Annotated in this window: 17 protein-coding genes and 1 riboswitch; all 17 genes read right to left on the reverse strand. The window is 48.5% G+C overall.

The genetic code is table 11. The features are described 5' to 3' along the window. Nucleotides 1-57: 57 nt before the first annotated feature. Nucleotides 58-699 carry a precorrin-8X methylmutase gene (locus FYJ57_RS08750; RefSeq protein WP_154432367.1) on the reverse strand — a complete coding sequence of 214 codons (642 nt, stop codon included), beginning with the start codon at nucleotides 697-699 and terminating at the stop codon, nucleotides 58-60. Between the two features lie 3 nt (nucleotides 700-702). Further along, complete coding sequence (locus FYJ57_RS08755; RefSeq protein WP_106492210.1) at nucleotides 703-2,214, reverse strand: cobyric acid synthase; 1,512 nt, start codon at nucleotides 2,212-2,214, stop codon at nucleotides 703-705. Nucleotides 2,215-2,217: 3 nt separating this feature from the next. Then, nucleotides 2,218-3,261 (reverse strand): threonine-phosphate decarboxylase CobD, encoded by a 1,044-nt coding sequence (cobD, locus tag FYJ57_RS08760; protein WP_154432368.1) that lies wholly within the window; start codon nucleotides 3,259-3,261, stop codon nucleotides 2,218-2,220. A 132-nt stretch (nucleotides 3,262-3,393) separates the two neighbouring features. Continuing rightward, entirely contained in the window at nucleotides 3,394-4,362 is a 969-nt protein-coding gene (cbiB, locus tag FYJ57_RS08765) for an adenosylcobinamide-phosphate synthase CbiB (RefSeq protein ID WP_154432369.1), read from the reverse strand. A 74-nt stretch (nucleotides 4,363-4,436) separates the two neighbouring features. Continuing rightward, nucleotides 4,437-5,051 (reverse strand): histidine phosphatase family protein, encoded by a 615-nt coding sequence (locus FYJ57_RS08770; protein ID WP_154432370.1) that lies wholly within the window; start codon nucleotides 5,049-5,051, stop codon nucleotides 4,437-4,439. A 16-nt stretch (nucleotides 5,052-5,067) separates the two neighbouring features. Next, on the reverse strand, nucleotides 5,068-5,448 hold the full coding sequence (locus FYJ57_RS08775; RefSeq protein ID WP_022172888.1) for a bifunctional adenosylcobinamide kinase/adenosylcobinamide-phosphate guanylyltransferase: 381 nt from the start codon (nucleotides 5,446-5,448) through the stop codon (nucleotides 5,068-5,070). A 69-nt stretch (nucleotides 5,449-5,517) separates the two neighbouring features. Next, on the reverse strand, nucleotides 5,518-6,282 hold the full coding sequence (locus FYJ57_RS08780) for an adenosylcobinamide-GDP ribazoletransferase (RefSeq protein ID WP_154432371.1): 765 nt from the start codon (nucleotides 6,280-6,282) through the stop codon (nucleotides 5,518-5,520). Further along, entirely contained in the window at nucleotides 6,263-6,814 is a 552-nt protein-coding gene (locus FYJ57_RS08785) for a bifunctional adenosylcobinamide kinase/adenosylcobinamide-phosphate guanylyltransferase (protein ID WP_154432372.1), read from the reverse strand. Before FYJ57_RS08785 ends, FYJ57_RS08780 begins: the two co-directional genes overlap by 20 nt. A gap of 25 nt (nucleotides 6,815-6,839) precedes the next feature. After that, a complete protein-coding gene (cobT, locus tag FYJ57_RS08790; protein ID WP_154432373.1) occupies nucleotides 6,840-7,889 on the reverse strand; it encodes a nicotinate-nucleotide--dimethylbenzimidazole phosphoribosyltransferase in 1,050 nt (349 codons plus the stop codon). After that, nucleotides 7,886-9,256 carry a cobyrinic acid a,c-diamide synthase CobB gene (locus FYJ57_RS08795; protein WP_328597455.1) on the reverse strand — a complete coding sequence of 457 codons (1,371 nt, stop codon included), beginning with the start codon at nucleotides 9,254-9,256 and terminating at the stop codon, nucleotides 7,886-7,888. The genes cobT and FYJ57_RS08795 overlap by 4 nt, the downstream gene beginning before the upstream one ends. Beyond that, on the reverse strand, nucleotides 9,253-11,427 hold the full coding sequence (cobK, locus tag FYJ57_RS08800) for a precorrin-6A reductase (protein WP_154432375.1): 2,175 nt from the start codon (nucleotides 11,425-11,427) through the stop codon (nucleotides 9,253-9,255). Before cobK ends, FYJ57_RS08795 begins: the two co-directional genes overlap by 4 nt. Beyond that, nucleotides 11,420-12,151 (reverse strand): precorrin-3B C(17)-methyltransferase, encoded by a 732-nt coding sequence (cobJ, locus tag FYJ57_RS08805; RefSeq protein WP_022170886.1) that lies wholly within the window; start codon nucleotides 12,149-12,151, stop codon nucleotides 11,420-11,422. The genes cobK and cobJ overlap by 8 nt, the downstream gene beginning before the upstream one ends. Then, complete coding sequence (locus tag FYJ57_RS08810) at nucleotides 12,144-13,247, reverse strand: cobalt-precorrin 5A hydrolase (RefSeq protein ID WP_205839941.1); 1,104 nt, start codon at nucleotides 13,245-13,247, stop codon at nucleotides 12,144-12,146. The genes cobJ and FYJ57_RS08810 overlap by 8 nt, the downstream gene beginning before the upstream one ends. A 1-nt stretch (nucleotide 13,248) precedes the next feature. Further along, the gene (gene cobM, locus FYJ57_RS08815) at nucleotides 13,249-14,007 is read right to left on the reverse strand and encodes a precorrin-4 C(11)-methyltransferase (protein WP_106492220.1); all 759 of its coding nucleotides are present in this window, start codon (nucleotides 14,005-14,007) and stop codon (nucleotides 13,249-13,251) included. A 37-nt stretch (nucleotides 14,008-14,044) separates the two neighbouring features. After that, on the reverse strand, nucleotides 14,045-14,740 hold the full coding sequence (cobI, locus tag FYJ57_RS08820; RefSeq protein ID WP_118567653.1) for a precorrin-2 C(20)-methyltransferase: 696 nt from the start codon (nucleotides 14,738-14,740) through the stop codon (nucleotides 14,045-14,047). Further along, on the reverse strand, nucleotides 14,737-15,978 hold the full coding sequence (gene cbiD, locus FYJ57_RS08825; RefSeq protein ID WP_118634058.1) for a cobalt-precorrin-5B (C(1))-methyltransferase CbiD: 1,242 nt from the start codon (nucleotides 15,976-15,978) through the stop codon (nucleotides 14,737-14,739). The genes cobI and cbiD overlap by 4 nt, the downstream gene beginning before the upstream one ends. 270 nt (nucleotides 15,979-16,248) lie before the next feature. Then, a riboswitch (adenosylcobalamin-variant (AdoCbl-variant) riboswitch) is annotated at nucleotides 16,249-16,320 on the reverse strand. 63 nt (nucleotides 16,321-16,383) lie between these two features. Further along, nucleotides 16,384-18,642 (reverse strand): cell wall hydrolase, encoded by a 2,259-nt coding sequence (locus tag FYJ57_RS08830; protein ID WP_154432377.1) that lies wholly within the window; start codon nucleotides 18,640-18,642, stop codon nucleotides 16,384-16,386. Nucleotides 18,643-18,729: the final 87 nt, after the last annotated feature.

Raw genomic sequence — 18,729 nt, forward strand, 5'->3', positions numbered from 1 at the left:
TTTTTTCACACATATGGTATTTTATACAAGCACATTTCTGTATTTTTCTGTTATTGTCTAATCTCTCCGATCATCGATCATATACAGCAACGCATTGCAAATGCACGCTGCGATATTGCTTCCGCCTTTTCTTCCCCGTGCCACGATATATGGGACATCCGCTTTCATGATCAGTTCTTTGGACTGTACCACGTTGACGAATCCTACCGGGACACCGATGATGAGTGCCGGATTCAGTTTTCCCTCTTCGATCAGTTCGTAGAGACGTACCAGAGCAGTCGGAGCGTTACCGATTGCAAAGATCAGTGGTTTGTCCAGCTGTGCTGCCTTATCCATGCTTGCGGTGGCTCTTGTGGTTCCATTTGCCTTCGCTGTGGCTGCCACATCCTCGTCGGACATGAAGCAGTAAACCTCTCCGCCGTAACGGGCGAGGGCACGTTTGTTGACGCCGGATCTGCCCATCTGGGTATCCGTAACGATACAGGCACCCTGGCGGATCGCATCCATGGCTTTTGCCACAACATTGTCAGAAAAACACAGACTGTCCGCATATTCAAAGTCTGCACTTGTATGGATACAGCGTTTGATGATCAGTTCTTTGTCCGGGTCCAGTTTCCGGTCGCCCAGTTCTTCCGTGATGATCTCAAAGCTTCTGCGTTCAATATCTCTTGGTTTTACATTTTCCAGTTCTATTTTCATAACTTATACCCCTGCTTCCAGAATCTCATATATTGCCTTCATATCCAGATGTTCCCGCAGCGCTGCTGCCAGAATATCGTACTGTGTCTCCTTGAATGTCTGAAAATCCACACCTTTCATCTCTGAGGTATCAATTCCCTTCTTTTTTCCCAGTGCCCGGATCACAGCCTCCGCCACACCTTCTTTGTCAAATACACCGTGAACATAGGTGCCATAGACACGGGAAGTATACGCACCATCCTGTTTTTCCTCTGTGGTCTTTGCATGATCCCGGATCGTTGTCAGCGGGGATGCCCCTTCATGTAAAGTCGTCACACCCATATGAATCTCATACCCTTCCAGCTCCACGCCGGAAAGCTGGGAAAGTTCGCCCTCTACCTGTCCGAATATACCACTGACTCTGGTTCTGGTCTTTCCGTCTGCAAATACGGTATCCATCGGAAGCAGTCCCATCCCTTTCATGGTTCCGCCCGCTTCCACACCGTCCGGATCGGAAAGTGTTTCCCCTAACATCTGGTAGCCGCCGCAGACACCGAAGATCACTGTTCCTGCTGCTGCCAGTTTGAGGACTGCCGCCTCCATGCCGCTCTCCCGCATCCACTGCAGGTCTCCCATAGTATTCTTTGTTCCCGGGAGAATCACCATATCCGGATGCTTCAGTTCATGGATATGCTTTACATATCGAAGAGACACACCCGGAATATTTTCAAATGGATTAAAATCTGTAAAGTTAGAAATCCGCGGAACCCGGATCACTGCGATATCGATCTGTCCCACCTCCTGCTGACTGTCAAACCGCTCCGTCAGACTGTCTTCGTCTTCCACCTCGATCTGCAGGTACGGTGCCACGCCAACTACCGGGATGCCGCTTCGTTCTTCCAGCATCTCCACACCGGGATCAAGAATGGTTTTGTCCCCTCGGAATTTGTTGATGATCAGACCCTTTACCATCTCTTTTTCCTCATCTTCCAGAAGCATCACCGTACCGATCAGCTGGGCAAATACACCGCCGCGGTCGATATCTCCGACCAGAAGCACCGGTGCTTTTGCAAGCTTTGCCATACCCATATTGACGATATCATCCTGCTTTAAGTTAATCTCCGCCGGACTTCCCGCGCCTTCAATGACAATGATATCGTTTTCTGCTGCCAGCGTATCATAGGCCTTCATAATATCCGGAATCAATTTCTTTTTGTATGCGAAATAATCCCGTGCACTCATATTTCCAAGGACTTCACCATTTACGATCACCTGGCTGCCCACATCATTGGTTGGCTTTAACAGGATCGGATTCATCAGAACAGACGGTCTGATGCCTGCCGCTTCCGCCTGCATCACCTGTGCCCGTCCCATCTCCAGTCCTTCTTCTGTGATAAAGGAATTCAGTGCCATATTCTGTGATTTAAACGGTGCCACCCGATAGCCATCCTGTTTAAAGATCCGGCACAGTCCGGCTGCCAGCAGGCTCTTTCCTGCGTTGGACATGGTTCCCTGTATCATAATTGCTTTTGCCATGATTTATCTCCTCACTTTCCGAATCTTTTCTAATAATTGTTCGTTTTCTGTATGCAGCTTCACTGCGATCCGGTAACATCCTTTCCAGAGTCCTGGATAATTGCTGCAGTCCCGGATCATCACACCTTCCTGCAGAAGTTTTTCATACAGATCAGGCTCTCCCTCAAAAAACAGATAATTTGCCTGGGAGTCCAGCACCGGATATCCCATTTTCATCAGTCCCTCCCGCAGGAATTGCCGTTCCTGAAAGATCAGTGTTCTCGCCTTCTCCACATAAGCTGTCTCTCTCAGCGCCGCAGTTCCGGCTTCCTGCGCCGGTGTGGATACATTCCACGGCTGCAGCTGAGCTTCGATCTGCGTCATCAGTGTTTCGCCGGACGTAATTCCATAGCCCAGTCGTAATCCTGCCATCGCATATCGTTTGGTAAATGCTTTCAGAAGAAACAGATACTTCTTTCCTTTCAGTTCACCTTTTAAGGTATGTACTTCCGGTTCCGGAACAAAATCAAGAAAACATTCATCCACCACCAGATAGATCTGTCGTTTTTCGCAGAGGGTTACAATCTTTCGAAGAAGTTTCGGATCCATCAGAATACCGGTCGGGTTGTTTGGGTTACACAGAAAAACCATTTGCAGATCTTCTTTTTGCAGTCTGTCCAGAATCCTGTCCTGCAAAGTAAATCCATCTTCTTTTTTCAGGATCTCTCTGTTCACCTCACATCCCACAGCTTCCAGTGCCTGGGCATATTCTGCAAAGGTAGGTGCCAGTACCAGCGCTCTTTTCGGCTTTACCGCCTGCACCAGTGCAAAGATCAGTTCTGCCGCCCCGTTTCCACAGATCAGCCATTCCACCGGAACCTGTTCATATTCCGCCAGCGCCTGCTTCAGCTTTTCCTGACAGGCATCCGGATAATGGCAAACCCGTTCCATGCTGTCTTTTGCCGCCCGGATGACCCCGGGCGGTGTTCCAAGCGGATTGATATTCGCTGAATAATCCAGCACATCCGGGTGGCGGTAGATATCTCCGCCATGTATGTATTCTTTCATGAGTCCGTTGTTTCTCCTTTTTGTATCTGTTTTTTCTTTTATTGGTACAATTGTAACTATTCAGTAGGTAGCATTCTGCGAATCGTTTTGGCATGTTTATGTCAAAATGCCATCACCGCAGTTACGGTATATTTATATAAATACGCAGACCAGAACACGCACCAGTCCAAATATCACAAGTGACAGTACCGTTCCTGCATACATCAGTTTGTGAGATCTTATGATATCCTCAATCTCTACTTTCCGGATCGGATCACCGATATATGGTTTTTTATGCAGTTCTCCAAAATACCAGGCATCTCCTGCCAACTGGATATCCAGTGCACCGGCCATCACAGCTTCTGTCTGCGCAGAGTTCGGGCTGGCGTGTTTTCTTCGGTCGCGAAGATAGATTTTCTTTGCATTTTTTCCATCCATACCGATCAGCCAGGCTCCTGCGATCATCAGCCAGGCGGAAAGTCTTGCCGGAATATAATTCAACACATCATCCAGTTTTGCCGCCGCTGTTCCAAAATACCGGTACCTGTCGTTCACATAACCCACCATGGAGTCCATGGTATTCACACTTTTATAGGCAAAGCCCAGCACTGCGCCGCCGATCATCATGTAAAACAGCGGGGCAATGATACCGTCGGAAGTATTCTCTGCAACGGTTTCAACTGCTGCTTTGGTTACACCTTCTTCGGTCAGATTCTGCGTGTCACGTCCCACGATCATCGATACAGCATAACGGCTTTTTTCAATATCTCCGGTCTGCAGCGCATCGTAGACTTTTTTACTCTCGTCACGAAGGGATCTTGCCGCCAGCAGCTGGTAGCACATAAAGCTCTCCAGCGCCACCCCAAGCCAGGTGCGCAATCCATACGCCAGATGCAGGATCAGCCATGGGACAAAAGACGAAGCCGCCACGATTCCCACCACCAGCAATCCTCCGGCGATCCGTTCTCCTGTTTTTGTTTTCGGAAATATCTTCCGCAGGATCCTCTCTAAAAATGTAATCCCATGCCCGATGATACGCACCGGATGATACAGCCATCTGGGATCCCCAAAACACAGATCCATAAGGAATCCCAGTACTACTGCAAGTAATGTCCACTTCATCTTTTCTTCCTCTTTCTGTAGCCATCTGCTTTTTTGCAGTAACGCCTTTTCTATTTCTGTTCTTATTATCTACACTACTGTTGTTTTGTCATTTGTATCGGATTTACCACACGCAGCACCGGCTGCTGTCCTGACGCATCGCTCCACGCGGCCGGATCTGTTTCTGCTTCATATCCTTCTCCGTTGCCCACATGCCATTCATAAAAGGCTTTTTTTCTATCTGCGAATCGTTCCAGCACTGCCATGATAATGCCACCATGGACGACAAAAGCAGCGGATTCTGTTCCATCTTCCGCGCAGAGCTTCAATCCTTCCAGGAATCCCTGACAGGCCCTGTCCCGAAATTCCTGTGGATCTTCCCCTCCCGGGAAGGGCAGGGTTGCATTGCTGTCCACCCACGCCTGATACTCGGCATCACCGGTCATTTCCTTCCAGTTTTTGTTTTCGAATCTTCCGAAATCACACTCTCTCAGGTTCTGAATCACCTGCTGCTCCTGGCCCGGATAGATACAGGCCGCTGTCTGACGGCAGCGAAGCAGGGGACTTACAAAAAGTCTTTCTGCTTTCGGATAGTTCTGTTTTTTCAGCTGTTCCTGATCCTCTTCCAGAACCGGTTCATCGGTGATCCCGATATAGCGATTCAGCTGATTCCCGGGTGTTTTCCCATGCCGGATCAGATATATTCTCATCTGTTTTCTCCTTTTCTCACTTGAGCTGTGTTCCGATCCCACAGCAGACACGCACTACCTGAGCTGCATGTGCCGCAAGTTTTGTACATACCCGACCGCATGCTTCTCTCCATTCCCGGTCTTTCGCGTCCATCGGGACGATTCCGTAGCCTACTTCATCCGTTACAATGATCAGATCAGGATTTTCTTTCCATATTATTTCTGCAAGATCCCGGACTGATCCTCCTTCGTCCAGTTCTCTGCGGATAAAGGAGTGGAAATGATGGACTGCTTTTGCTGTTTTCAGATCTTCTATCGTGCAGGTCTGACCGTCTTTCCAGTCGGGATCGGTCAGGTTGTATGTTTTTGATGCGTAAGATTGTTTGCCCTGGTAAGCACCGCCGATTATTAATATCATTGTTGGTTCTCCTTTTTAATGATAAGTTTGTTGGGTAGGTTGTGGTGGATTCGGTCGATTGCTCATCGTTTAAAGCCAAAGCGCACCAAGCACTGCCCCGCAAGCCATAAACACCTCACACAGCGACAAAAAGCACCCCGCCAGGTCCCCGGTCGTTCCTCCGAAATACTTCATCGCATTCCGATAATAAAGGGTATAAACCAGAATCGCTATTCCATAAACCAGAAGACCCAGTTTCCAGTCCACCAGCAGCATCCCGGCCAGCAGTATCAGCAGATACACACACATCGTGGCTTTTACCTGCCTATCCTTCGCCCCGCGTGCCATAGCAGAAACCGATCCGGTCTTTTTTGCCTTCGGAAATGTCACGATCGCCAGCCCGCTTAATGTCCGGGACAGACAAAATGTAAAGGGGATCATCGCCAGGGCGCGGGCACTGATCTGGCTGTATACACCATAATAAAACATAAAGTAAACCACACAGGTAATCACCGCAAATGCTCCGGAATTAGAATCCTTCAGGATCTCCAGCCGGCGCTCACGTTCCTGCCATGAACTCATCGCATCTGCCGTATCCAACAATCCGTCCAGGTGGATCCCTCCGGTAAGAAACCATGGGATCAATGTCAGGATCACAGTATAAAAGGCTGAGGAAAGCCCAAGATACGTTCCGAACATCCCCCACAGCCAGGTTACTCCGCCGATGGCAACACCGATCCATGGGAAAAAGCACATGGCATATGCCATATTTTCTTCATTCCATTCACACTGGGGCATCGGGATTTTCGAATACATGGAAAATGCAATCAGAAAACTATGATAAAATTTCTTCATTTTTTCTCTCCTCGCCTGTCTTTTTATGAAAAACCGGAATTCCATAGACAACCTCTGTGACTGTATCTGCGATCTGCGCCATCTGACAGTTGATCGCACCAAGTTTTTCCAGATATTTTTCTGTCTCCGGATCGTAGGTGATGCCGTCGGAAAAGACCTCGTTCGTCACTACCACCAGATTTCCTGCCTGCTCCAGCAGATGGTGGATTCCATTCAGGATCGCCTTCACAGTATTGTCCCCGGCTCCGCCTTCCTGATAGATCTCATTTGCCGTCAGATTCGACATGCACTCCAGCAGTACATCTGCCCCCTGCGGTATCGTAAGATGCTCCAGATCCGTATAACGCTCAATCGTCGTAAACTTTTTCTCTGCCCGCATGGCGCGATGTCTCGCGATCCTCCGGTGGCTTTCTTCATCAAACGGGTACATCGTCGCAATATAGATTCTTTTGTTTCCCTGACAATCCAGGATACACTGTTCCGCAAATGCAGATTTTCCGCTGCCGCTTCCTCCTGTTACTACATGAAACATCTCTGATTTCCTTCTCTTTCTCTTCTTACACCAGTGGCACATAATTTTCCATCTGATTATCGGAAAACGTGCACATGCCTCCATATACCGCCAGCGCCATATCAAGGATCGGATAAATCGTTACCGCTCCGGTTCCCTCACCCAGACACATATCACAGTCTAAAAATACCGGAATATCCAGCGCCTCCAGGATCATCATCGTTGCCGGTTCTTTTGATTTGTGTGATGTAATTACATAATCTTTCACTGCCGGACAGATCCGGATCGCACACAATGCGGCCACACAGGAGATGAATCCATCAGCAACCACCGGGATCCGACAGGCTGCTCCGCCTAAGAATACCCCTGCCATACCGGCGATATCGAGTCCGCCTACTTTCGCGAGCACATCGATCGGATCTTCTTTCTTCGGTTTATGCAAGGCAATCGCATCTCTGATCACAGAAATCTTCTTTTTCAGTCCTGTACCGGAAAGTCCTGCACCGCGTCCGGTTACCTTTGCCGGATCTTGTTCCAGTAAAACGGCAGTCACTGCACTGCTGGTCGTTGTATTGCCGATTCCCATCTCACCGGTTGCTATGATTCCATACCCTTTTTCTTTGAGTTCTTCCACCATATGGATGCCGACTTCGAGTGCCTGAACAGCCTGTTCTCTTGTCATGGCAGGCTCTTTCGCCATATTTTTTGTTCCGTACATCACTTTATGCTGAAGAATCGTGCTGTCCGTGGCAATCCCGATGTCCACCGGGAAGATATCTGCACCTGCTTTTTTACAGAGGATACTTGCTGTAGCCTTTTCTTTCAGAAAATTTTCGGCTACGATTTTGGTCACTTCCTGCCCGCTCTGTGTCACACCTTCTTCCACTACACCGTTATCGGCGCACATGACCACCAGAGCTTTTTTCTTCAGGTCCACTCTGGCATTCCCTGTCATACCGGCGATACGAACGACCGTATCCTGCAGCCGTCCCAGACTGTGAAGCGGCATGGCAATATTGTTCCAGTGTGCCAGAGCCGCTTCCATGGCTGTCTTATCTGCCGGATGTATCTTCTCCAGTGTTTCCTCTAACGTCATACTTCTGCCTTCCTTTCCTCACAGGTGCGTAAGAACTGTTCCGGCACCTGCAGATTGCTGTAATAATACATATGCGGAAATCCGCTCATTCCCTGTCTGTCACTGTGTATACAGTTCCATGACCGACTGCTCAGTGGTTTCCTGGCCGTATAGCTTTCCCCACAGTTATCCGAATCAAAATAATGAAATTCATGGGCCCGGATTCCTCCCACATTCTTCCCGAAACACGTTCCGTCTTCCAGGGTAATATAACCGAATCTGGTAAGCCGGGGCGTACGCCAGGATTTGCCGGGAATAACCCCGGCCATTGGCCAGCTGTGTCCTTCCATGTCCTCCATCTCCTGATGCAGATACATAAAACCACCGCATTCTGCCATATAGGGAATACCTGCCTGTACCGCTTCACGGACAGAAGTAAGCATTTTTTTATTCTCACTCAGTGCTTTTGCATACAGCTCCGGATATCCGCCATGAAAAAGCATTCCGTCTATATTTTCCGGGAGTTTTTCATCATGAATGGGAGAAAAGGGAATCAGCTGCGCACCCATTTCCTCCAGAAGCTCCAGATTGTCCTGATAGAAAAAGCAGAACGCTTCATCCTTCGCCAGAGCGATCCTTACGCTTCTTTTTGTATGATAGCCGGTCAGTGGTTCCTGAACAGGAAGTTCCTCTGCACCATCTGCCAGTTCCAGAAGTCCGTCAATATCCACGGATCTTTCCAGGATCTCTGCCAGTTTCATCAGTTTATCATGCAAATCTGCGATTTCTTCCGGCATCACCAGACCCAGATGACGGCTTTCCAGCACGCAGTCCTTCACCACCGGAACATACCCGTACACTTTCACCGGCAGGGTTTCTTCGATGATCTGCTTTAACCGCGGATACATCATTGGGGATATCTGATTCAGAATCACACCACGGATCTGACTGTCTTCTCTGTATTCCATAAAGCCCTTGACAAAAGCTGCCGCAGACAGACTCATTCCCTTTGCATTTACGATTAGCACCGCGGGTGTGTTTGTGATTCTTGCCACATCATAGGCACTGGCTTTCGGAGAGATCCCCGCAAGTCCGTCATAGTAACCCATCACGCCTTCAATCACAGAAATCTCACAGTCTCTTGCATTTTTCTCCAGAAGATACCGCAGGGTATCTTCCTTCGCAAAAAAGCTGTCCAGGTTCCTGCTTTTTGTTCCGATCACACGGCTGTGAAACATCGGGTCAATATAATCCGGTCCACACTTGAAAGAAGCAATCTGCAGGTTTCTGTTTTTTAATGCCTGCAGCAGTCCGCAGGTGAGCAGTGTCTTTCCGCTTCCGCTCGCGGCTGCCCCCGAGAAGGATTCGCGGCACTTTGCGTTTGTTATTCATCTGTTTCTTCCTTTCCCCGGCAGGAGATCACATAGACCGGATTCTGTCCCATCATCAGATGATAAGATCCCGCTTTTTTGCCTTTTGCTACCTGCACCTGTGCGATATCCACCTGCTCAAATGGCAAAACATTCAGACAGTTCATGGCCTCTCCCACGGATTCGAGAGCGATGCAGTTGATCACCACACGGATCCCGGGATTCTTTGAAAGCAGCAGTTTAAGGATGTCTTTCATGTTACCGGAGGAGCCTCCGATAAAAGCATGGGTCGGTACTGGCAGATCCACGCAGGCTTCCGGTGCCAGTCCTTCGACAATCTCAAGATTATCTGCTGCAAACTTTTCTTTGTTTTTATATAACAGTTCCACAGCCTCCGGTTTTTTCTCGATCGCATATACCCGGCCTTCTACCGCCTGCATAGCCATCTCTACGGATACAGAACCGGTTCCGGCTCCCACATCGTAAACAATCGAATTCCGTGTCAGCTGTAATTTTGACAGGGAGATGCCTCGCACTTCCTCTTTCGTCATCGGCACTTTTCCCCGGATAAATGCTTCATCCGGGATCCCGTGTGTCACGATGGCTTCTTTTCCCTCTCTGGTAAATAACACGACACTGAGACTGTCCGTCTCAAGTTCTGTCAGCTGCCAGGCATATCCCCGGGTGATCTTTTCTTCCGGGTAGGAAAGCCGTTCGCCTACCTCTACCCGCACATCACCCATGCCGTAGCGCTGCAGCTTCTGACACAATTTTGCGATGCCGTCTGTCGTTCCCACAATAGCAAAAATCTTTCCGTATATACGCAGAAGTCCGGGCAGATTGCACTCTCTTCCATGAAGACTGACCGGATGAACATCTTCCCACGGTGTTTCCAGTTTTGCGCAGAAATAAATCATAGAAGATATGCCACAGTACACTTTTTTCTGTACCATCGGCAGTTCCCGGTGCAGTGTCTCCAGGAGTTTTTTGGCTCCGCTGTAGAATCCGACGTCCCCTGAGAGGGCAATCGCCACGTTTCTGTGCTCCGGATGAGCCGCAATATAGGCACAGATTTCTTCCGGTTTGTATCCGGTCCAGACTTCCTGGCCCGGTTTCCGGATATGTTCCACCATCCGTGCTGCTCCGATCAGAAGATCCGCACACTCCAGTGCCTGTTTTCCTTCCTGTGTCAGAGTATCTGCAGTTCCCATACCGATTCCCACAAGAGAAACCTTTTGCCCCCGAAGGATATCCTCAGTTTCTTCTCCTTCGGTTACCGCTTCTGTATTTTTAGTTGCTGCTTCCTGCATGACAGGTTCCTGCGCAACCTTTTCCTGCCCGCTGCCGGGATTCTCTATATTTTCTACATTTTCTGTATCAGTATTGACAATTTCGATTTTTGCATCATTTGCAACATTTTCTTTCGGGAGAAACCGGCGGTCCAGATACTCGATACATCTCTCCAGTTCCATGCCCTGTTCTTCCTTCGGTCGTCCGATGACAATCATCCGGCAGCCGGTTTCTTTTGCCGCCTGATATTTTTCCAGGAATCCTCCGGCTCTTCCCGATTCTTTACTTACCATCCATGCGATATCAAACTGATGGATCAGTGCGATATTCATTTCCCGGGAAAAAGGTCCCTGCATGCACAGCAGATGTTTCCCTTCGATACCAAGTTTTGCGCAGGAAGAGACAACTTCCACCAGAGAAAGCACTCTGGCATAGATTCTTTCCTGATAATCGGTCAGTGCCGTATAGGCAGACAGTTCTTTGCTCCCGGTGGTAACCAGAATATTTCCACTGGTTTTTTCCAGATATTCCACCGCTTCCCGGATGCTTTTTACATATGTAATGGTTTCTTCTTCTTCAAGACGCCGGCTTTCCTGACGCACCACCCGCAGGTAGGCAGTTCCGGTACGTTCGCAGGCGGTCTCAATATTTTCCGTCACTACCTGGGCATACGGATGAGTCGCATCGATGACCAGCCCGTTCTCCATCTGTAACATCCGCTCTTCCATCTGCTTTTCATCCAGACGTTCGTGGGATAATTCCAGATATTCACCCTGCGGCAACAGACTTTCTCCGTATTCCGTAGCGACACATACCATGGAAGGTATTTTATTTTCATTCAAATATTCGGCCACGGTGCGTCCTTCCACCGTACCGCCGAACAGCAGAACTTTATACATTTCGATATCCCCTCGGTGTTACCATCTTACCGTTAATCTCTTTGGTCTGTGAATTGCCCACCCATACGGTCGTAAACATGTCTACCTTCGTATCCCGCAGGGTTTTCAGATCCATCACTTCATAATGTTCCCCGTCTCTTCCGATGTAGCTTACGATACCGCATACGGTTTCCGGGCTCTTGTACTGCATCATCAGATCGCAGGCTTTCTGCAGATAATCGCTTCGCTTCCTGCTGGACGGGTTATACAGACACACAACGAAATCAGCCTCTGCAGCTGCCAGCAGACGTGCTTCAATCTTCTCCCATGGTGTCAGCAGATCACTCAGACTGATCAGACAGAAATCGTGGATCAGCGGAGCACCCAGTACTGCCGCACCGCCGGTCGCTGCTGTTACACCGGGAATAATCTCCAGTTCTACTTCCGGATAGTTGACACCGACCTCATACATCAGTCCGGACATACCGTACACACCGGCATCTCCGCTGCAGATCATGGAAACTACTTTTCCCTTTTTTGCTTCTTCAAAAGCCATCACACAACGATCCACCTCTTTTTTCATGGGAGTGGTCAGGAATTCTTTCCCCGGAAAATGTTCTTTTACCAGATCTACATATACTGTATAGCCGATAATTACCTCACTTTTTTCCATTGCATGAATTGCCTTCAGTGTCATCTGTTCGTATTCTCCCGGTCCGATACCGATTACATATAATTTATTCAAAGCTCACACTCCATTTCTTTATTGTACACGCAGCGGTCACTCCCTCTGCGGCCTGTTTTCTCATGATAAATGTTCCGCCATCGCAGGCAAGGCTGGCACTTCGTTCGCATACATTGTCCACACCGGTGATCTTGCTGACAAATGCAGATGGCGTAAAGGTACCTTTTGCTTTTTCAAGTTCTTCTCCACGATAAGTCACAAAAGGAAGGTGATATTTTTCACAGAACGCCAGCAGTCCCGGCTCTTCTTTTTTCAGATCGATGCTGGCTGCCAGGATAATCTGTTCTGCAGCTATTCCATGTTCTGACAGATACTTCTGAATCTGTGTTTCGATCTTTTCTTCCGGTGTGTTTTTCCTGCAGCCCACCCCGAGATATACATTTTTCGGATACAGATGAAGCATCCGAGTCTGCTCTGTTCCCAGGGCTTCTTCCTGTTCTCTGTCACTTTGCGGGATTGCAAACCATAAAGTTCCATGTTTCCCATCCGGGCTTTCCGTCTTCCGGAATCGCAGCTGTTCCGGAATGGTCTGTTCTTTCGGAAAGACGAATCCTTCTCCGGCTCCCCAGACAATAGTTTTCCCCCGGATCAGCAACGCCGCCATCTCTTTTGCCAGCTCCATATCAGAAATCACCAGATTGTTTTTCCGGGCAAAGACATCCACCGCAAAAGTGTGGTTTACGTCTGTCCCTGTGGTGATCACGGGTTGCGCTCCGATGCTTTCTGCAGCGAATTCCGTCAGTTCGTTTGCTCCGCCGAGATGACCGGAGAGAAGAGAGATCGCATAGCTGCCCTGTTCATCGATCACCACAACCGCCGGGTCTGTTTTCTTACTTACCACGAAAGGAGCGATGGTTCTCACAGCGATCCCGGTGGCACTGAAAAAGATGATTCCGTCCAGTCGGGGAATCCATTCTTCTGCCCATTCTCTCAGGGTCCCTTTCAGTTTCCGAAAAGGATGTTTTTCAGGAAGCTCTACATATTTACTTTTCACAAAGCCATACACCTCCTGATTCTGCTTTTGCAGATCTCTCAGAAGTTTTTCTCCAAGGACACAGCCATGTTCTGTGAATGCGATGATTCCTGTCTTTTTCATCTTATTTTGTTGCTTCCCGAAACTCTGTGGTGAATGCCGGATTATACAGTTCTGACCGGTCATAGTGGCTGTGAGCCACCACATCACCGATGATCATCAGTGCGGTCTTTGTAATATTGTTTTCTTTTGCTGTCTGTGCCAGCGTTCCTACTGTACAGACGAATGTTTTCTGATCTTCCCAGGTCGCTTTGTATACAATCGCTGCCGGCGTATCGGCGGTGTAACCACCCTCGATCAGTCTTCTGCTCAGTTCTTCTAACATGCCTGTACTTAAAAAGACAACCATCGTTGCCTGATGGGCCGCAAAGGACTGGATGCTCTCTTTTTCCGGTACCGGAGTTCTTCCTTCCATTCGGGTTATGATCACGCTCTGTGATACATCCGGCAGTGTGTATTCCAGGTTCAGCGCGGATGCCGCACCACAGAAGCTGCTGACACCCGGGCAATAATCAAATGCAATATTTTTTTCTTCCAGAACATCCATCTGCTCCCGGATCGCACCATACAAAGAAGGATCTCCGGTATGGAGACGTACCGTTGTCAGCCCCTTTTCTTCCGCTGCAAAGATCACATCCAGAACTTCTTCCAGTGTCATCTTCGCACTATTATAGATCTCACAGTTTTCTTTCGTGTATTCAAGAAGCTGTGGATTGACCAGTGAGCCTGCATAGATCACTACGTCTGCTTCTTCCAGAAATCTTTTTCCTCTCAGTGTGATCAGATCCGGTGCACCGGAACCTGCTCCTACGAAATGTACCATATGTTTTCTCCTCTCTTGTCCCTGGCGTCAGGCACTCTTATTTTTTATCTTTTACGACCAGAAGGGTATAATATCCTGCTTCTTCCGGTATCTCTTTGGCCGATGCATAGATTTTTTCCTCCGGCATGCCGCAGTTTTCAATCATTACGGCATTCTGTCCGCTTCTTAAAATGCTGTCTCTTACTTTTTTCAGGCGTTTGCCGCTTTTCATCAGCACTTTGGTTCCAGGCAGTTTTAAAAGCTCATCCATTTCTTCTGCTTTATAGGTCGCCGGAATCACATGGAGCGGTTCTGCCATCTCCGCCAGACCCATATTAAGACGGGCCGCCACTGCACAGAAAGAAGTGATCCCGCTCACGATTTCAGCCTGATAACCTCGTTCCAGGATACGTTTATGTACATACAGATAAGTGGAATATATAGTAGGATCTCCCAGTGTCAGAAACACCACATTTTTTCCCTGTTTCAGATAGGATTCCACTGCATCTGCAGCCTTATTATGATTGTCTTCCAGTACTGCCCTGTCTTTTGTCATCGGCATAGCCACCGGAATCAGTTCTTTTTCATCCAGTTTTGGATATGCTCCTTTTACGATCTGATAAGCGACACTGGCTTTTATATCGTTGCCCGGTACTGCGATCACAGGATTCTCGCGGATCAGACGAAGGGCTTTCAGTGTCAGCAGTTCCGGATCTCCCGGTCCCACTCCAAGTCCATATAATATTCCACTCATAGTTTTTTCTCCTCGTTTTTCTGTTGATTTGGTTTCTGTTCTTTATCTGCACATTGATCGTGTGCTTTTTTTTCTGCCTGCTTCATGATTTTTCGGGCGAGTTCCGGAACCTTCGAGGTTTCTGCCAGCTTTCCATATACATTGGAAAATAAGATAGTTCCCACTTCCAGCTGTTCGCCTGCCCTTTTATTCAGATAGAATTCTACCCGGTCACTGATTTCTTTCATCGTAGCTTCCAGATAACCCTTTCGTTTTAAAATCTCCACACTCTGCTCCGTGGTGATCGTATCAAGAATCTCTTTTGCTGTCTCTAGATCTGCGCCGGCGCGGATCGCATTCGCTGCCATCAGTTCGCTTCGACTGTCTGCCTGGCGGGAATGGGTATTCATGATTCCGCCGGCTACTTTCACAAATTTGCCGATATGGGAGATAAACAAGATACCCTTTACTCCCAGCTCTCTTGCCATATCCAGGGTCTCCCCCACATAATTGCTACATTTCATCGAATAGGTAAGATCCAGTCTTGTCTGTTCTTTTGAAAAAGCCTGACCGTAATTTCCCGGTGTAATCACCAGATAAGACCCGCCGCCTTCCACCAGCATCTTCATCTCCAGCCGCAAACTGGCCACCAGTGCTGTCTCACTCATCGGAATCACGATGCCACTTGTTCCAAGAACAGAGATTCCGCCTTCGATACCCAGACGTGGATTAAACGTCTTTTTTGCAAGCTCCACTCCTGCCGGAATCTCAATCTGCACATCCAGGCCTCCGGTGTAGTGATATTCTTTACAGACCTGCTCTACATTTTCAAGGATCATCTGCCTTGGAACTTTGTTGATCGCCGCCTCGCCAACTGCCTGCCACAGACCCGGTCTGGTCACTCTTCCTACGCCGATCCCTCCGTCCAGAGTAATCTGTGGTGCATCCCTGCGGGAAACATTTGCATATACATAGATTCCCGTCGTTACATCCGGATCATCACCGCCATCCTTCTGCACGGCACAGCGCACCCTTCCCTCATCCATGGAAATCTCCTCGATCAGCAGATGCAGTAAAATTCCTTTTGGTGTCTGTAAAGCCACCTCTTCCACTTTTTCTCCGGTCAGCAGCATCCGCGTTGCCGCCTGCGCCGCAGCTGCCGCACAGGAACCAGTTGTATAACCGTAACGAAGTTTTCTGTTTTTTTCATCTACCGCATAATATCCTTCCAGACCGGTGCGGTGTGTTTTTTTATCCATATTATTTTTTCCAATCACAGTTTACTTATTGCTTTATCTTGTTGCCTGCATACATGAACAAAGAATGTGTCTTGGCACATTCTCGCGCCTGCGCGGTCGCTTGCGACATCTACCTTATACACCGCAGTGCGCATCCTCGCGGAGCGTTTTTTACTTTGCAGGAAAGCAGTTTCCTGTAAAGTAAAAAACCGTTGTCAAAAAGACAACGGTTTTCCTGCTCATTTCTATTCTGTAATCCTTCGGTTGCCGCAAATGTTTACAGTCCTCACCATACAGAGAGTACTCCGACTTTAACGGTAACGGACTTGTACAGGAATTTCACCTGTTTTCCTGCAACTGTATGTGATAAATTTTTCACGACAATATTATAAACTCTTTCCTGTAGGCTGTCAATGATGGATAGTATCAGGATTTTTTGATCCAGGTGCTGTAGAATGTCGTATTCTTATAGGTAAATGCATATGTTTTTTCCGGATCCAGATTCGCATTCTCAAATGCTTTTGGTGTCATAAATCCCAGATATTCCAGCATAGTATGACCTTCCGGAACCTTCAGTTCTTCCAGTATACCTTTCACTTCATCGCTCAGCTCATCGGTCTTGTTATTATCGTAAGCATCACAGATTGCTCTGGCGTTCGCAACAGCTTTTTTTGCATTTTCCATCGCTGTACCGCCTTTGCCGCTCACGATGAGATTCAGACTTTTTGTCAGTGCTCCGTCTCTTGCCACTTCAAACTGTGTTGCCTGATAAATCATATTTTTCGCTTCTGATGGATATGGAGCCGAGCTGGTCTTATTGGTCCGCATACGGTTTAACATAACCATCGCGACACCTGTCATACCGGTAAGTCCCTGGTTTGCCGACTCTGCATAGACAGCTGCCGCAAGGAACTCGTCCTCTGTTACATCCACACCCACCTGAGGATCGGAAAGATATGTTTTCTTTTCCACATTGTATTTTCTTCCATTCGCATCAGTCACCTGAAGATAACGGTTTTCCCGGTTCGTGCATAGTCCGTTGACATCGAATGTATAGACATAACTTCCGAGGCTGTAATCTTTACCGGCTACCATTCTGCCGTATTTATCAATGTAATAACCACCGATCCCGGCTGTTCCCACCCAGTAATTATAGGCTTTCTCACCTACTTTTTCTGCACTGTTCTTTGCGGTCGGTTTCAGATAATACCAGGTGCTTCCCTGCTTCAGCCAACCGGTTACCATATAACCATTCTCGTCTAAGTAGTATTCTTTTCCGCCTACAGTCTTCCAGCATTTCTTTGCATAGGTGCCATCTTCCTGTACCAGCATCCAGCGGTCTCCGTTCAGTACCCAGTAAGCCTGCGCCTTTGTTTTTGACTGATCCCATACACCATTGGCATCCACATAGCTGTTTCCGATCCAGGTGTCTGTCTCCATGGCTCCGCTTCCATTCATGTAATACCAGGTGCTTCCCAGCTGTAACCAGCCGGTTACCATAGCTCCATTACCCGGATTCAGATAGTACCAGTTGTTTCCAAGCTTCAGCCAGCCGGTTACCATCCAGCCGGCTCCGTCAAAATAATACCAGCTTCCGTTGATCATTTCCCAGTTATTTCTGGTATAGCTTCCGTCTGCATGACGATACCACCAGCGGCTTCCGCTCTGTATCCAGCCGGCCTGTGCTTTTACTTTCCCCGGGATCCAGGCTCCGCTTCCGTCTACATAATTGTTTCCGATCCAGGTATCGGTTACCATCGCTCCACTGGTGTTCATGTAATACCAGGTTCCACCGGTCTGGATCCAGCCCGTTGCCATCGCTCCGCTTCCCGTCAGATAATACCAGGTTCCGGACAGTTTTACCCAGCCGGTTACCATCCAGCCGGCTCCGTCAAAGTAATACCAGGCTCCGTTGATCACTTCCCATCCATTGGTGGTATAGCTTCCGTCTGCATGACGGTACCACCAGCGGTTTCCGCTCTGTATCCAGCCGGCCTGTGCTTTTACTTTCCCCGGGATCCAGGCTCCGCTTCCGTCTACATAATTGTTTCCGATCCAGGTATCTGCCAGCATCGTTCCACTTTCATTCAGATAATACCAGGTACTTCCCAGCTGGATCCAGCCCGTTGCCATCGCTCCGCTTCCTGTCAGATAATACCAGCCGCTCGGGCGTTTTAACCAGCCGGTTACCATCCAGCCGGCTCCGTCAAAGTAATACCAGGCTCCGTTGATCACTTCCCATCCATTGGTGGTATAGCTTCCGTCTGCATGACGGTACCACCAGCGGTTTCCATTCCGGATCCACTGATTGACATCCACTACAGCCCGTGGCTGTACCTGTGCCTGAGGTTCTGCCTCTGAAGCCGCCTGTTCACCGGTCTGTGTCGTCTGCGGTTCTGCCTGTTCGCCGGTCTGTGCCGTCTGCGGTTCTGTCTGTTCTCTGCTCTTATCTGCAGCTGTTCTGTTTTCTGCTGCTTCGGTTTCGTCTGTCTGTACCTCTGCCGCACCCTCTGCTGCATATTCCTCTGTCTGTTCTTTGTTTTCTGTTTCGTTCTCCTGCCCGGCCTCCTGGGATGCTTCCTGTGTCACTACCGGCTGCGGAACACTTGCCAGTGCCCCGGTCGGTGTCAGCATGGTAACTGTAAGGCATCCTGCCAGTAATCTGCTTACGTATTTTTTCTTCATATGTATTTCCTTCTATTGTACTTTCTTCTATTGTATTTTCTTCTATGTCTGAAGCATTGCACTCTTCTCGATTATACAAGAAACAAT

The sequence above is a fragment of the Oliverpabstia intestinalis genome (assembly GCF_009696065.1).
GTDB classification, from domain to species: Bacteria; Bacillota; Clostridia; order Lachnospirales; family Lachnospiraceae; genus Oliverpabstia; species Oliverpabstia intestinalis.

Coding starts and splice junctions, on each gene's coding strand:
- cbiD (WP_118634058.1), bottom strand. CDS start 15,978: ATGGATAAAAAAACACACCGCACCGGTCTGGAAGGATATTATGCGGTA.
- cbiB (WP_154432369.1), bottom strand. CDS start 4,362: ATGAAGTGGACATTACTTGCAGTAGTACTGGGATTCCTTATGGATCTG.
- cobK (WP_154432375.1), bottom strand. CDS start 11,427: ATGTATAAAGTTCTGCTGTTCGGCGGTACGGTGGAAGGACGCACCGTG.
- cobI (WP_118567653.1), bottom strand. CDS start 14,740: ATGAGTGGAATATTATATGGACTTGGAGTGGGACCGGGAGATCCGGAA.
- FYJ57_RS08750 (WP_154432367.1), bottom strand. CDS start 699: ATGAAAATAGAACTGGAAAATGTAAAACCAAGAGATATTGAACGCAGA.
- cobM (WP_106492220.1), bottom strand. CDS start 14,007: ATGGTACATTTCGTAGGAGCAGGTTCCGGTGCACCGGATCTGATCACA.
- FYJ57_RS08810 (WP_205839941.1), bottom strand. CDS start 13,247: ATGAAAAAGACAGGAATCATCGCATTCACAGAACATGGCTGTGTCCTT.
- cobT (WP_154432373.1), bottom strand. CDS start 7,889: ATGACGTTAGAGGAAACACTGGAGAAGATACATCCGGCAGATAAGACA.
- FYJ57_RS08830 (WP_154432377.1), bottom strand. CDS start 18,642: ATGAAGAAAAAATACGTAAGCAGATTACTGGCAGGATGCCTTACAGTT.
- cobD (WP_154432368.1), bottom strand. CDS start 3,261: ATGAAAGAATACATACATGGCGGAGATATCTACCGCCACCCGGATGTG.
- FYJ57_RS08755 (WP_106492210.1), bottom strand. CDS start 2,214: ATGGCAAAAGCAATTATGATACAGGGAACCATGTCCAACGCAGGAAAG.
- FYJ57_RS08785 (WP_154432372.1), bottom strand. CDS start 6,814: ATGTTTCATGTAGTAACAGGAGGAAGCGGCAGCGGAAAATCTGCATTT.
- FYJ57_RS08775 (WP_022172888.1), bottom strand. CDS start 5,448: ATGATATTAATAATCGGCGGTGCTTACCAGGGCAAACAATCTTACGCA.
- FYJ57_RS08780 (WP_154432371.1), bottom strand. CDS start 6,282: ATGAAGAAATTTTATCATAGTTTTCTGATTGCATTTTCCATGTATTCG.
- FYJ57_RS08770 (WP_154432370.1), bottom strand. CDS start 5,051: ATGAGAATATATCTGATCCGGCATGGGAAAACACCCGGGAATCAGCTG.